The 14,887-nt window shown below is 31.3% G+C and carries 10 protein-coding genes; 8 read left to right on the top strand and 2 right to left on the bottom strand.

All coding sequences use genetic code 11. The features are described from left to right. The first annotated feature begins 122 nt into the window (after window positions 1-122). From JM80_RS16255 to JM80_RS16235, 7 genes are all read left to right on the top strand, one after another. Window positions 123-1,229, top strand: coding sequence for an adenylate kinase (locus JM80_RS16255; RefSeq protein ID WP_013621679.1), 1,107 nt, complete (start codon window positions 123-125; stop codon window positions 1,227-1,229). Window positions 1,230-1,267: 38 nt separating this feature from the next. Further along, window positions 1,268-2,269 carry a GTPase ObgE gene (gene obgE, locus JM80_RS16250; protein WP_013621680.1) on the top strand — a complete coding sequence of 334 codons (1,002 nt, stop codon included), beginning with the start codon at window positions 1,268-1,270 and terminating at the stop codon, window positions 2,267-2,269. A gap of 102 nt (window positions 2,270-2,371) precedes the next feature. Then, the gene (locus JM80_RS16245) at window positions 2,372-2,896 is read left to right on the top strand and encodes a DUF4136 domain-containing protein (RefSeq protein WP_013621681.1); all 525 of its coding nucleotides are present in this window, start codon (window positions 2,372-2,374) and stop codon (window positions 2,894-2,896) included. A gap of 189 nt (window positions 2,897-3,085) precedes the next feature. Next, window positions 3,086-3,220: a hypothetical protein gene (locus tag JM80_RS16630; RefSeq protein ID WP_013621682.1), complete on the top strand. Its 135-nt coding sequence runs from the start codon at window positions 3,086-3,088 to the stop codon at window positions 3,218-3,220. Window positions 3,221-3,411: 191 nt separating this feature from the next. Further along, window positions 3,412-3,546: a hypothetical protein gene (locus JM80_RS16625; protein WP_255436841.1), complete on the top strand. Its 135-nt coding sequence runs from the start codon at window positions 3,412-3,414 to the stop codon at window positions 3,544-3,546. 147 nt (window positions 3,547-3,693) lie between these two features. After that, window positions 3,694-4,782, top strand: coding sequence for a sensor histidine kinase (locus JM80_RS16240; protein WP_013621684.1), 1,089 nt, complete (start codon window positions 3,694-3,696; stop codon window positions 4,780-4,782). Next, the gene (locus JM80_RS16235) at window positions 4,779-5,528 is read left to right on the top strand and encodes a LytTR family DNA-binding domain-containing protein (protein ID WP_144711088.1); all 750 of its coding nucleotides are present in this window, start codon (window positions 4,779-4,781) and stop codon (window positions 5,526-5,528) included. Before JM80_RS16240 ends, JM80_RS16235 begins: the two co-directional genes overlap by 4 nt. A 186-nt stretch (window positions 5,529-5,714) precedes the next feature. Here the strand turns inward: JM80_RS16235 and cls are convergent, their stop codons facing one another. Both cls and JM80_RS16225 read right to left on the bottom strand, forming a co-directional pair. Next, window positions 5,715-7,172 carry a cardiolipin synthase gene (cls, locus tag JM80_RS16230; RefSeq protein ID WP_144711086.1) on the bottom strand — a complete coding sequence of 486 codons (1,458 nt, stop codon included), beginning with the start codon at window positions 7,170-7,172 and terminating at the stop codon, window positions 5,715-5,717. 50 nt (window positions 7,173-7,222) lie between these two features. Then, on the bottom strand, window positions 7,223-13,270 hold the full coding sequence (locus JM80_RS16225; RefSeq protein ID WP_144711084.1) for an alpha-2-macroglobulin: 6,048 nt from the start codon (window positions 13,268-13,270) through the stop codon (window positions 7,223-7,225). Window positions 13,271-13,523: 253 nt separating this feature from the next. Here JM80_RS16225 and murC point away from each other — a divergent pair, with 253 nt between their 5' ends. Further along, on the top strand, window positions 13,524-14,882 hold the full coding sequence (gene murC, locus JM80_RS16220; RefSeq protein WP_144711082.1) for a UDP-N-acetylmuramate--L-alanine ligase: 1,359 nt from the start codon (window positions 13,524-13,526) through the stop codon (window positions 14,880-14,882). Window positions 14,883-14,887 lie beyond the last annotated feature (5 nt).

The following is a 14,887-nucleotide window of genomic DNA, read 5'->3' as shown; positions in this document are numbered from 1 at the left end:
TAATTTTAGCAGTATTGTTAACTTGGTAACAAAAATACACTTAAATCTTAAAACTGCTCTTGTATATCCTAAAAAGAGAAATCAAAATGGTATATTTGCGCTTTTACTAAAAGAACATTCAATTGATTAAGCTACACGACAAATATTTTAGACCTTATTTAACAGAGCAAGAAATATTAGCTGCAGTTAAAAAAATTGCAGGTCAGATTGCTGAAGACTATAAAAACGAGACTCCGGTATTTATTGGTGTACTTAATGGTTCTTTTATGTTTGTAGCAGATTTATTAAAAGAGTACCAACACAATTGTGAGGTTTCTTTTGTTAGATTAAGCTCTTACAGTGGCTTGTCTTCTACAGGTATTGTAGAAACACTTATAGACGTGTCTGATACTATAGAAGGTAGAAGCGTAATAATACTAGAAGATGTTATAGATACTGGCCGTACTGTAAAACAACTAGTGCATATGTTTAGCAATAGTAATGTAAAGGAGTTTAAAATTGCAACATTATTTTACAAACCATCTGTATATTCTGGAGAGTATAATATAGACTATGTAGGTATAGAAATACCAAATAAATTTATTGTAGGTTACGGGCTAGATTATAATGAGCTTGGTAGAAACCTAAGAGAAGTGTATCAACTAAATCAAAATAATATGATAAATCTTGTACTATTCGGGAAACCGGGAGCTGGCAAGGGCACACAGGCAAATTTTTTAAAAGAACAGTACAATTTAAAACATATTTCTACAGGAGATGTGTTTCGTTACAATATAAAAAATGGTACAGAATTAGGTACGTTGGCAAAATCTTTTATAGATAAGGGTGAGTTGGTACCAGATGAGGTAACTATAAATATGTTAAAGGAAGAAGTAGAAAAAAATCCTGATGCTAGTGGATTTATTTTTGATGGTTTCCCAAGAACAACAGCACAAGCAGAAGCATTAGATAACTTTTTATCTACTAAAGATATGAAGATAGATGCAACTATTGCTTTAGATGCTAATGATGAAGTTTTAATACAGCGTTTATTAGAGCGTGGTAAAGTTAGCGGTAGATCTGATGACCAAGACGAAAGTAAAATTCGTAACAGGTTTGAAGAGTACAACCAAAAAACAGCTCCTTTACAAGCGTATTATAACAAGCAAGGTAAGTTTCATACCGTTAATGGTATAGGAGAAATAAAAGAAATTACAACTAGGCTAAGTAAAGTAATAGATACTTTATAACCTAAACACTTATTATATTAATTCCATAACCTAAAACAATGACCGAGGGTAATTTTGTAGACTATGTAAAGATGACGGTTTCTTCTGGTAACGGAGGTAAAGGCTCTGTGCACTTGCATAGAGAAAAGTATATTACCAAGGGTGGTCCAGATGGTGGTGATGGTGGCCGTGGTGGTCATATTATTTTACGTGGTAATAAAAACTTATGGACTTTATTAAATTATAAAGTACAAAGGCATTTTAAAGCCGGACACGGAGAACACGGTAGTAAAGGCCGTAGTACAGGAGCAGATGGCGAAGACGTTTTTATGGATGTACCATTAGGTACCGTAGTTAGAAATACAGAAACTAACGAAATTGTTTTAGAAGTTACTGAACACGGAGAAGAAGTTATACTACTTAAAGGTGGTTTAGGTGGCCGTGGTAACTGGCACTTTAAAAGTAGTACCAACCAAACACCAAGGTATGCACAACCTGGTTTACCTGGAGAAGAAATGCAAATTACCTTAGAGCTAAAAGTATTAGCAGATGTTGGTTTAGTTGGTTTTCCTAATGCAGGTAAATCTACGTTGCTATCTGTATTAACTTCTGCAAAACCTAAAATTGCAGATTATGAGTTTACTACATTAAAACCAAACTTAGGAATTGTAAAGTACAGAGACTTTCAAAGTTTTGTAATGGCAGATATTCCTGGTATTATAGAGGGTGCTGCAGAAGGTAAGGGCCTAGGTCATTACTTTTTAAGACATATAGAGCGTAATGCTACATTATTATTTTTAATACCTGCAGATAGTAAAGATATTGGTAAGGAGTACAGAATACTTTTAAATGAACTTAAAAGGTATAATCCAGAACTTATAGACAAAGAACGTTTTGTAGTAATTTCTAAAAGTGATATGCTAGATGATGAACTTATTGCAGAAATGAGTGCAGAGTTAGATAAAGATTTAGACGGTGCTACTTATATGTTTATTTCTTCTGTTGCACAACAAGGTTTGCAAGAGTTAAAAGATAAATTGTGGCAACAGCTAAACAATTAATGAGTTACATTGTAGGGTATTATTAAATCTTTTTAATAACTTTAAAAGACCATACCTCTTATTTATACCGTATAATAAGTAAGATTAATTAAATACATACCAATGAAAAACTACATATCTCTACTATTTATTATACTGTTGGTTTCATGCAATACTGTACGTGTAAATTATGATTATGATAAAGATTTAGACTTTACAGCGTATACTACTTATGGTTTTTATAGAGATATGAATACTGGTTTAAATGATTTAGATACCAAGCGCCTATTAAATGCTATAGAAGATGTTATGCGCACCAAAGGTTTTAAATTGGCAGAAGAACCAGAACTTTATATTAACATTACTGCACAAGTATATAAAGGAGCACCAAGCAACTCTGTTGGTGTTGGCTTAGGTGGTGGCGGTAACAATATTGGTGGCGGCCTATCTGTAGGAGTTCCAATTGGTGGTGCCCAGTTGCAACGCGAAATTACCTTTGACTTTATAGACGTACAACGAGATGCTTTGGTTTGGCAAGCTGTAAGTGTTAGTGGTTATAAAGAAAACCAAACCCCAGAAGCCAAAGAACTTAAACTACTGCAAATAGTAGAAAAAGCACTAAGTAAATACCCGCCTAAGGTAAAATAGTTGTTAGTTTGTTTGCTGCAAACTAAGTAGTTATGTACTGCAAATACAGCAATTTCAATTCAATTCTTCAAAATTACCGTTCGCAATTCTTAAATTACCGTTTGTCATAAAACGGATTTTTTTAGGGGTAAGTTGCTATACCTTTACATCATAATTAAACAACTAATAATAACCTTAAATTTTAGTATTATGAAAAATAGAATAGCAATCATCAAAAAAGCAGAACAAATTAAAGCCTTATTAATATGTAGCATTATAGCAATAGTGCCAGTATACCACGTAGGCTACAAATTAGGCGGTGCTATTGTACAGTTATTTGTGTAATAAACCAAGGTGTTAACGTGTATTACCGTTTAGGTTTTAAATACTACCGTTCATCATAAATTACCTAAAAAGACATTTAAACTATTTTATTTTTGAATCATCAATCAAAAAACAAATCATCAATCAATCAACAACAGTTCATTAATAATTAGTTCATCAATCAAAATCATCATTTTTAAAAACTAACAGTTATGCAGAAACCAACAACCCAAACCCAAAAAGTAAATACAATTGCTTATGGTATTTTAATTAGCACTTTTGCACTTGCAGTACTTTTTGGTTTAGGTTACAACTTTGGTAAACTTTTGTACTACTTAGGATTTTAAAAACAACTAATCAACTATTAACCATCAATCTAAAAAAAACATTATGATACTACTAGCAGAATTATTGATTGTCGTAATTTTAAACATTATCGCTTAAACAAAAATATATAGCCTTTACAGCGTATTAATGTATTAGAATAAAATTTAATGAAACTTATAAATAACTGGAAATACTGGGTTTTTGCCTTAATAGGGTGGTTGGTTTTAATACTATCTACACTAACTTTTGACAAAGTCTCATACGGATTAGAATATGCAAACCAAAATGAATATTACGGTTATATAGGTTACTTAATAGGAGAAGGTATTGCATGTGGCTTACTAGCATATGCAATGTCTTTTATATTGTTATATTATATAGAAAAGCACATTACATTTGGGAATCTTAAAAAACGAAATGTAGTTAGTTTGGTATTGCTTTTTATTGGAGTTCAAATAATATACTCTTTAATTTTATGGCCAATGTTAGATGTGGTTCAGAGTATTTCTAGTTTTGAATCAGAAAAAAGCTTAACAGACTCTATAAATTGGTTTATGCGTTTAACAAATATACCATTCTTTTCTGCAATGTTTGTGATATGGATTTTTATAGTATTAGTAATAAAAGCTTATGACTACAACAAAAATATTACGTTAAAACAGTTTAAACTAGAGGGGAGTTTAAAAGAATCGCAATTAAACTCTTTAAAAGGACAAATTAATCCTCATTTTATGTTTAATAGCTTAAATAATATTAGAGGTTTAATGTTAGAAGATGTTGGTAAGTCTAGAGAAATGCTTACAAAACTGTCTGAAATGCTTAGGTATTCATTAATTAAGAACGATGTAAATTCTATTGCTTTAGAAGAAGAGTTAGATATGGTAGAAAACTATATTGCTTTGTCTAAAATACAGTTTGAAGATAGATTAGAATTTGTAAAAGAAGTAGATCCTAATTCGCTTTCTGTGTCCATACCTCCAATGATTATACAGTTATTGGTAGAAAATGCGGCAAAGCACGGTATCGCTAATTTAATTAAAGGAGGCACAATAACGTTAATAACTAACAGAACCCATGATTATTTACATATAATAGTACGTAATACGGGTAAATTAAAAATAGCAAAAGGTTCTACGCAATTAGGACTTAAAAATATAAAACAACGACTACGGTTGTTATACGGAAACTTAGCAGAGTTTTCTATAGGAGAAGTAAATGAAGAGGTAGTAGCAAATATTAAAATACCAATGGTATGAGTATGATTAAAGCAGTTATAGTTGAAGATTCTAGATTGGCTAGAAACGAGTTAAAAGAATTGATTAAAAACCACGGCGATATAGAAATTGTTGGGGAGGCAGAGAATGTAGATGAAGGTTATAAATTAATTAATGAAACCCAACCAGACTTATTGTTTTTGGATATTAATATGCCAGAAAAAGATGGATTTGAGCTCTTAGAAATGTTAGATAAGGTGCCAATTACAGTGTTTACTACAGCTTTTGATGAATATGCCATTAAATCTTTTGAGTATAATGCCTTAGATTACATTTTAAAACCTATAAACGCTAAGCGTTTTGCAAAAGCTATAGAAAAAGTTAAGGCCCAACTAGAGGGGGCTATAACAGAAAATGGTCAAGAGAATGCAACCAATGAAGCTAAAGAAAAACTAACAGAAAGTAGTCAGATTTTTATAAAAGATGGAGATAAATGTTGGTTGGTTAAAATAGGAGATATCTCTTTGTTTGAAATAGTGGGTAATTATACACGTGTTTATTTTAAAGGAGAAAAACCAATGTTGTATAAGTCTTTAAACCAAGTTGAAGAAAAATTACCAGAGCATAACTTTTTTAGGGTTAACAGGCAACAGATTATAAATGTAAATTACATTGCTAATGTTGTACCGTGGTTTAATGGTAAACTTAAATTAACAATGAACTCTGGTGAAGAAGTAGAGGTGTCTAGAAGACAGTCTTATATTTTTAAAGATAAAATGAGTATTTAAAAAAGATGCTAAAAAGTAATGACTAAATTGTGGGGAAAAACCACTACTTTTTATACATCTCTTCAGGAAATTAGCCATTAAGCAGGCTTGTATATTTTTACTATCTAATAGTGTATAATTGTATACCTACTTTAAAGTTAATTAAAAATATTTACTTTTTAGTATAAAGTATTGTAAAACAATAAATTATAACATTGGTGATAACAGTTTTGCTATTTTATCTCCTAATCTAATATACCAAGGTCTATTAATCCATTTTTCTTTATCTATTTGTTCTGCATTTAATAGATCGTTGTAAAAAGTTTTGGTTAATTCAGTAGCAATTTCTTCATCATACACAATAGCGTTAACCTCAAAATTAAGTTCAAAGCTTCTGTTGTCCATATTAGCCGTACCAACAATAGCTATTTTTTTATCTGTAACTATAGTTTTTGCATGTACAAACCCTTTTTTATAGCGGTAAACTTCTACGCCTGCATTTAATATTTCTCTGTAGTATGCTCTAGAAGCAGCGTTTACTAAAAGGGTGTCTGACTCATAAGGTACAAGTAGTTTAACTTTTAACCCGCTCATTGCAGCAATGTTTAAAGCATCTAATAAACTTTCTCCAGGTATAAAATAAGGTGTGGTAATTAGTATTTCTTCCTCAGCTAAATAAATGGCTTGTAAAATAGAATATAAAATTGTTGGTGAGTTAGAGTCTGGTCCGCTAGCAGCAATTTGTACCAGTTTTGTATCTGTGTATGTAAATGAATTAAAAGGTACATACATCTCTTTCTCTAAAATTAAATTTTGGTTAGAGCAAGAGTTCCAGTCCGATAAAAATATATACTGTAAATAAGTTACCGCCGGACCTTCTAATTTTAAGTGCGTATCTCTCCAAAAAACGGCATCTGTGGTTTGGGTAGAGTTTACATAATTATCACTTACATTTATACCTCCAACAAAACCAATTTTACCATCTATAACAATAATTTTTCTGTGGTTGCGGTAATTAAGACTATTAGCAAAAGCTATTAACTTTATTTTGTAAAAAGGTACAGCTTCAATACCAGCATCTCTTAATCTTTTACTAAGCGTTTTTCTTATTTCAGAACTACCATAATCATCATAAATAAACCTAATTTTAACACCTTCTTTTGCTTTTTCTAGCAGGAGTTTTTCTATGGTATTACCAATTTTATCGTCTCTAAAAATATAATATTCTATGTGTATATGATGCTGGGCTTTTTCAATAGCTTTTAAAACTTCCGGAAATTTATTTTCACCATTGAGTAAAAGTTTTACAGTATTGTTATTTGTAAGCGGACTAGCAGTATCTTTCAATAATAAGTTAACCAATTCTGATCTGCTTTTTGCAGGCTCATTACCATTTTCTAAAACTTCTTTAGAGTGTGCTATTATTTCTTTTTCTAAAACTTTTCTTTGTTTAGAGTCTAACAAAAATTTGTTAGCATACATTTTATGTTTTCTGTAATTTATACCAAATGAGAAATAAATAATAATACCTAAAAAAGGCAAAAACACTGCGCCTAATAAATAAGCAAGTGTTTTTGTAGTGCCTCTAGTATCATAAATTATACGCAAACATGTAAATAATAATAAAAGTGCGTATAGTATTTCTAACAACAATATCCAGTTCATAAAAAACAGTTTATCTTGTTAAGATAAGCAATACATTTGTTTAACGTCTATTATTTGTTAACAGAAACTCGTACGCCTTCACTATGGCTACTAAATTCTGGAGCATACATACTTTGTATTGTTGTAATACCATTACTAAAATCACCCGCGTTATTTACACGCAAGTTATACTCAAAAACATACACTCCTTTAGGTAAATAGTCAAAAAAGAAATTAGTGCTAGCATCTTTAGTACTTTCATAATAACCTAAACCATCTTGCCATTTGTATCTAGATAGTATATTTACAGGCTCTAATCCAGAGGCTCTCATATCTTTCATATGAACAAATTCCATTGCTCTGTCTGCTCTAAGCTCTATACGTACTTTAACCAAATCACCTACAGCAAGTTTTGTGTTTTTTGTTATTTCAGATAACTGCTCACCAGTATTGGTATTCTTTTGTAAGAACAGTTTTTTAGATAATTTAAGCGGCGTTTCTGCAGATGTAATTTTATCTAAATCTTCAAAATACTGCCAATACATAGCTCCCCAAGCAATGCCGTTACCTTTTTTGGTAATTTGTACATCTGCCATATTTGGTTCTATTTCTTTACCGCTCCAACTAGTTTTGTAGTAACCTGTACCAGCTTCTACTTTAACATTATCTAGCTTACTAGGGTCTATTTTTTTATCAGCTACTAAAACATCTACTGCATCTGTTACAGAAAGCCAATCACTACCTTGTAACAGCAAAGCATAAACAGCTTCTGTTGTAGCTTTTGTTGTTTTCCATTGGTTAGTTTGTTTGTTTTTAAGTAACCAAATTTTAAGATTGTCAATTGTTTTAGTGTCATTCTCAATTTCTGTAAAAGCTTCAATTAATAATGACTGAGTTTCTATTGGTGCTTGGTACCAATACCAAGAACTGGTGTTTTCTTTCCAATACATACCCAATTCATCTGAAGTAATGCTGTTTTGTTTTAAAGATTTTAAAATCTTTTTAGCAGTAGCAGCTTCATCCATTCTATGCAAACTTAACGCAAGCAAGCCTTTGTTGTATAAACTGCGCTTGGTCCAGTATTTTTTAGCTTGCCCTTTGTAATATGCAGTAACTTCTCTTGTTTTTTTAGACGCTTTAACATCCGGATAAAAACTACGCATATATAAATAATGTAGTTGCATATTACTTAAATGGTCACTGTTTAAGTTAGAGCTATGTTTTTTCATATACTCATACTCACTTACAAATTCATTATCTAGGTAGGTAATAGCTTTTTTAATCATTTGCGCAACATCTTTGTCTTCTTTATTCAATGCTTTTAAGGCATCTAAATGTCCAAAACCAGCAATAATATGTTGCGTTATATATCTACTTTCATTACCACCGTTAAACCAAGCCCAGGCACCATTATTGGTTTGGTTGTTTGCTAATTTACGAACCACTGCTGCTTGTTCACTTTTCATTTTATTTAAATTAAAAAGTAAAGCAATACGTTTTTTTTGTTCGGTTTCAGATTGTGCATCTCGTAACCAAGGAGTTTCTTGAATTAAAATTGATTTTAATTCCTGGTTCTTTTCTAAATTACTTAACAATGCATCAGAATTTGCCCATTGCTTAAAAACTTCCTGTATTTTAGGAGTACTATTTGCAATATGTCTAGCCAATGTATTTGCATAATACCTAGAGAATAACTGCTCATTACACTCGTGCGGATACTCCATTAAGTATGGTAATGCCTGCACAGCATACCAAGCCGGATTAGATGTAATTTCTAAGCTTAATTTATGGTTTGTTAATGTTGTAGATGTATTATTTTTTAATTTGTCTAAGCTGAATTTTTTAGTTTGATTGCTTCTTACCCACATTGGTAAAGTTTCTGTTACCAACATTCTATTGGTAAGTACAGGAAGTAAGTTTTGCTCACCATCACTAAAATTACCTGCTTTGGCAATAACCGTATATTGTACAGCCTGAAGATTTTTAGGAATTTCTATAGTCCATGAAACCTGAGTGTTGCCTTTTGCATCTACAGAGAAGTTATTTTCTGTAGTAGATGTAATTAATGTAGCTGTAATATCTTTACCAGTAACAGCATCTTTAAGCTCTAAAGTGGCTGCACCAGATAATTTTTTGTCTGTTATATTGGCAATTTTAGAGCTAAAAATAAGCTTGTCTCCTTCACGTAAAAAACGTGGAGCATTTGGCATAACCATTAGCTCTTTTTGTGTTACAGTTTGCAGTGTTGTTACAGCACTTTCTAAACTCTTGGTATGTGCTAATAACTGCAATTTCCATTTAGTTAATGCTTCTGGTGTTGTGAAATTAAATGAAACATTACCCTCTTTATCTGTTTGTAAATGAGGAAAAAAGAATGCTGTTTCTTGTAAGTTTTTTCTAATCTTAACTTCTTCTTTTTTAGCAGGAACAGATGCAGGAACAGATGCAGGAGCAGTGCTATCTTTTTTAGATTCTACAGGACTACTCATGGCATCATCTAATGCGCCAGAAGCACTTTCCTCTACTACAACTATTTCTTCAGTATCTTCTGCTACCATTTCCATAGCAACAGGAGATGTAGATTTTCTCATCATAGACCTGCGGTTATAATAAGAGTTACCTATGTACAAGTCATACCATTTAAAAGAGTCATAATCTTGACCTTCATATAGGTATTTATAGGGTTCGTTAGTATAAACTCTAAACGAATTTGAAGAGAAACTTACATATGCATTAGTCCTTGTTTTTGAGGAGTGTATTTGGTAGTTTATTGGGTAAAAGTACCAGTTATGACCTCTAAATTCATCTAAAGAAGCATCATACATACTGGCAAGTATTTCTGCAGCAACCTTATCTCCTTTAGGACCTTTAATTTTAAATTTCCAAGTTTCATCTGTACCTGGTTTAATTTTATCTCTAAAGGTTACTGTTTCTATTTCTAAAGATGTACTTGGGTAAGGCACATTAATATATACTATACCATCATTATAAGAGTTGTATGCAGTAAAAGAGTAATTAATAGATAAACCACCCATATCTTCTTTAGTTATTGGCAATTTAATTGTTTTAGAGTTGTTGTTAAGTGTCACTATTTTTGTTTCTACAGGCTTATTACCTCTGTCTATGTATAAAGTAACATACAATGGTGTAGCTGCTGATAACAATTTAACTTCTACATTATCTCCAACACTGTAACTGTTTTTATCAATTTTTATATTAAAAAGTTCATTGTCTGCAGTAGTTTTATCTTTTGTACTGTACAAGCTTGTTATAGCTTTATCTGTAACTGTTTGTCCAAATTTGTCTTTTGTTTCTAGTTCTATAATATATTTTCCTGAATCCCATTTTTTAATAGTTGGTAAATTAACTATAGCAGATTTTTCAGTATCAAAAGTAGTGCTCCATAATAGTGGACCCTTGTCCAAATCTTTTGGTTGCTGTTTTTTATATATTTCATTAGGAAATTTGTCATTAAAAATATCCTCATCCATCTTATAGTCAGGTGCAGACCAAGGTCTACTACGTTTAACATTTTTAGGCGCCTGTAATTTATATATTTTTAAAGATCCTTTTGCTGCAGCAAATTGTCCGTTTAAATTGCTTGTGTTTACATATAGTACACTGTCTTTTTTTGTTTTGTCTATTTGCGAGTTTACATTTATAGTGGCGTTTAAACTATGGTAACCAACATTAACTACAGTTGTTGTACTTTTTGTTTCGCCATTAATATCTGTAACATCTGCAGTAATTTCATAATTAAAAACAGGTAAGTTTTCTTTATTGGCACTTTTTTCTGGTATAGCCTTAAATGTAATTTGGTAATTACCATTAGCATCTGTAGTTGTTTCTCCGTGTTTAATTTCTTGTGGTGTGCTATTATAGTAAGGCATTCTCCAATAGTACCAGATAGGGTACCTAACTAATCTTTTTACAGTGTATACAACTTTAGCGTCACTAATTGTACTACCAGCAAAAGCATTGGCTGTACCGTTTGCCGTTACCATATCATTAACCTTGTAAGTCTCTGTAACAGGTTTAAAAGTTGTTGTAAATTTTGGACGTTTGTATTCTTCTACACTTATATAGCTAGTACTATTTATTTTATTAGGAGTAGAAATTGCTTCTATAGTAAAATTACCTGTTAAGCCATTGCTTGGTAATATAAATTCACCGCTAAAAGAGCCGTATTCATTTGTAGTTAATTCTAAAGTTTTTACAGCTTGGTAGTTAACATCTTTTAATGTTACCGTAAACTTAGCATTTTTTAATACTGTAGATTTATTGTTTTTCTGTTGTACTGCTATCCCTTTAAAATAAACAGGTTGTCCTGGTCTATAAATACTACGATCTGTAAATAAAAAGGCATTGTTATATTCTGTATTTTTATTTCTGTTGGCTTTAGTGTATACATTATACGTACCAAATGTAGCGTAATCATCATTACTACTAACCTTAAGTTTTATATTACGCCATCTTTCTTTTGTTTTATGAATGGTAACTATACCTAAACTATTGGTTTTAAATTTTGCGTGTTGCACAGGGTCATCATACGTTTTGTGGTACTCAAACTTAACAGTTGCATTAGCAATTGGTTTGCCGTTAGCCCTCTCTACTACCTGAAAATAATCTTCTGTATCTGTAGATGTATTTACAACAGCCATATCTGTAACTTGTATGGTACTATAACCAAATGTTTTGGTTAGTTTAGTTGGCTCTGCAAGTATAAGTAATTGGTTAACATTTAAACTAGGTATAATAACCTCAGTGGTGTGATTTTGATAGTCTTTTTCGTTTTTTAATTTTGTTTTCCAAGTTTTTACACTTTTAAGCTTTTTTATAAACTGTAGCTTTTTATCATTTTTATAAATTGTATCTAACGTATATAATTGCTTGTCTGAAATAGTATAGGCTGTAAAATTTAAATCGTCTACGTTTTTATAACGTACAAGAACCTTAGCGGGTTTATTGGCTTGTATATAGCTTTCTGTAGTTATGCTTAACTGACTTCTTTTTATTGATGTAATTAGGTCGTTACACATTTCTGCGGCTCTACTTTTAGGAAACTTTGCTATTACAGTTTCACAAACTTTAATAGCATCATTTTTTTTCCATTTGTTTTCTTGCTCAGTGCTAAAGGGTTGGTAAGTATCACCTTGATTATTGTAGTATGTTGCAATGTTGTAATTGTATAAACCAGAAACGGCATTGCTTTTAAATACGTTAACCATTTTTTTTAAGGTAGATAAGTAGTATTTATCTTTCTCTAAAAAAACAGCATTTGAGTATACAAAATTTAAACGTTCTAAATCTACTTCAGCAAAAGCCTCTGGTGAAGCATCGTTTTTATGAAAATCTAATAAATTTTGATATACTTTTAAGGCTCTGGCTTTTAATGATGTTTTATCGTCTTCGTTAATAGGTAAGCTAATAAAATCTGTTCCAATACAAAGCATATTTTGGTCATCAATCTCAAACTTATCAGCAGGTCTTGTAATGTTACTTTCATCTGTTTTATAAAACTCTAATGCAGTATGAGATAAAAGGTCAAACAAGGTAGGCCTGTATATTTCAGAATCTTTTCTGTTGTTTAATAACAAGTCAAATTCAGTTACTTTTATGTTTTGTAATGTGCTACTATTTTCTAATGATGCCTTAAAATGTGTGTCAATTTGATAAAACAATGTAGTTAAGTCCCAAGTTCTAAAATCTACACTATCTACTTTAGTTTCAGTTGTAGTTCTATTGTAAAATCGATATCTATTTTGTCTAAAATATTGTAAATATAAATTAGCTAAATAACTGTGTAAAACGTTTTTTGTTGGAGAATCACTTTTAGCAATTTCAGATTTAAAATTATTTATAATAGTTAACACAGCATTTTCCTCTAAAACCATTGCATATTTAGAGATGTACAACAATGCCTTTATATTTTGTGGCGAGTTACCTTCTTTTTTTGCTTTGGCAGCAATTAGCTGTACTGTTTCTAAGGCAGATTTAGTCATTGTAGACTTTTCGTGCTTTTCTACGGTTTTCCAAAGTGCGTTAAAACTGTTGTTTTCTTGTGCCATTGCTATGTTTGCAAATAAAATTAGAACTATAATTGACGTTAAGTTTTTCATTACCTGTATGTTATCTTGTTAAGACTTATGAATCTAAATCTGCATTAAAAGTACTAACAAAAATGAGCTTTATAGTACAACTATGCAATTAAGAATGCGTTAACTTACCCTTTAAGTGAGTAAAGTCATCTAAACAAATCAAAAGTAGTACCATTCTAAGTTTTTTACATCCCAATTTACCGTGTAATTGTCTGCAGTGTTTATTTTTTTTATACCTATTTGTATTGTTATCTTTACGGCAATAATTTTACGTATGAAAATTCATTTTATAGCCATTGGCGGAAGTGCAATGCACAATTTGGCATTAGCCTTAGAACACAAAGGATACACAATTACAGGTAGTGATGATGTTATTTTTGAACCTTCTAAAAGTAGGTTAGAGGCTAAAGGATTACTACCAGAATCTTTTGGTTGGTTTGCAGATAAAATTACGGCAGATATAGATGCTGTTATTTTAGGTATGCACGCTAAAGCAGATAATCCAGAGCTTTTAAAAGCAAAAGAATTAGGACTTACTATTTATTCTTACCCTGAATTTTTATACGAGCAAAGTAAAAATAAAACAAGAGTTGTTATTGGTGGTAGCCACGGAAAAACAACTATAACTTCTATGATTTTGCACGTGCTTAATTACCACGGTAGAGAAGTAGATTATATGGTAGGCGCACAGTTAGATGGTTTTGATAGAATGGTGCACTTAACAGAAGAAAACGACTTTATAATTTTAGAGGGAGATGAGTACTTGTCTTCTCCTATTGATAGAAGACCTAAGTTTCATTTATACAAACCTAACATTGCCTTGTTAAGTGGTATTGCTTGGGACCATATTAACGTTTTTCCTACGTTTGAAAATTATGTAGAACAATTTAAAATTTTTGTAGATAGTATTGTTAAAGGCGGAAGCATTACTTACAATGAAGAAGATGCAGAAGTAGTTAAAGTTTTAGAAGCTTCTGAAAACCCTATACGCAAACTAGCATACTCTACACCAGAATATACTATAGAAGACGGAGAAACTTTGTTAGAAACCCCAGAAGGTCCAATGCCAATAGAAGTTTTTGGTAAACACAACCTAAGTAATTTGGCAGGTGCTAAATGGATTTGCCAAAACATAGGTATAGATGAGGACGATTTTTACGAAGCAATAGCAACTTTTAAAGGAGCCTCTAAAAGATTAGAAAAAATAGCGGAAAGTAAAACTTGTGTTGCTTACAAAGATTTTGCACACTCGCCAAGTAAAGTGGCAGCTACTACAAAAGCAGTAAAAGAACAATACGGAAACAGAAAATTAATTGCTTTTTTAGAGTTGCATACTTATAGTAGTTTTAATCCAGAGTTTTTAAAAGAATATAAAGGAGCATTAGATGCTGCAGATGAAGCAGTGGTTTTTTATATTCCAGAATCTGTGGCTATTAAAAAACTAGACCCAGTTAGTCCACAACAAATTAAAGATGCTTTTAAAAGGGACGATTTGCAAATTTTAACTAATGCAGAGGAATTTAAAACCCTTGTGCATAAACAAGATTACAACAACTCTGTTGTTTTGTTTATGAGTTCTGGTAACTACGGAGGCTTAAATCTTAATGAGTTTAAAGAAATTATAGAAGCCTAATTTTT

Origin of the sequence: Cellulophaga sp. RHA_52 (genome assembly GCF_007827205.1) — a bacterium.
GTDB classification, from domain to species: Bacteria; Bacteroidota; Bacteroidia; order Flavobacteriales; family Flavobacteriaceae; genus Cellulophaga; species Cellulophaga lytica.
Note: the sequence above shows the minus strand (reverse complement) of the source record. Positions and strands in the feature narration are given on the sequence as shown.

Excerpts from the sequence above, each read along its gene's own strand:
- obgE (WP_013621680.1), top strand. The coding sequence starts at position 1,268 with ATGACCGAGGGTAATTTTGTAGACTATGTAAAGATGACGGTTTCTTCT.
- JM80_RS16245 (WP_013621681.1), top strand. The coding sequence starts at position 2,372 with ATGAAAAACTACATATCTCTACTATTTATTATACTGTTGGTTTCATGC.
- JM80_RS16630 (WP_013621682.1), top strand. The coding sequence starts at position 3,086 with ATGAAAAATAGAATAGCAATCATCAAAAAAGCAGAACAAATTAAAGCC.
- JM80_RS16625 (WP_255436841.1), top strand. The coding sequence starts at position 3,412 with ATGCAGAAACCAACAACCCAAACCCAAAAAGTAAATACAATTGCTTAT.
- JM80_RS16240 (WP_013621684.1), top strand. The coding sequence starts at position 3,694 with ATGAAACTTATAAATAACTGGAAATACTGGGTTTTTGCCTTAATAGGG.
- JM80_RS16235 (WP_144711088.1), top strand. The coding sequence starts at position 4,779 with ATGAGTATGATTAAAGCAGTTATAGTTGAAGATTCTAGATTGGCTAGA.
- cls (WP_144711086.1), bottom strand. The coding sequence starts at position 7,172 with ATGAACTGGATATTGTTGTTAGAAATACTATACGCACTTTTATTATTA.
- JM80_RS16225 (WP_144711084.1), bottom strand. The coding sequence starts at position 13,270 with ATGAAAAACTTAACGTCAATTATAGTTCTAATTTTATTTGCAAACATA.
- murC (WP_144711082.1), top strand. The coding sequence starts at position 13,524 with ATGAAAATTCATTTTATAGCCATTGGCGGAAGTGCAATGCACAATTTG.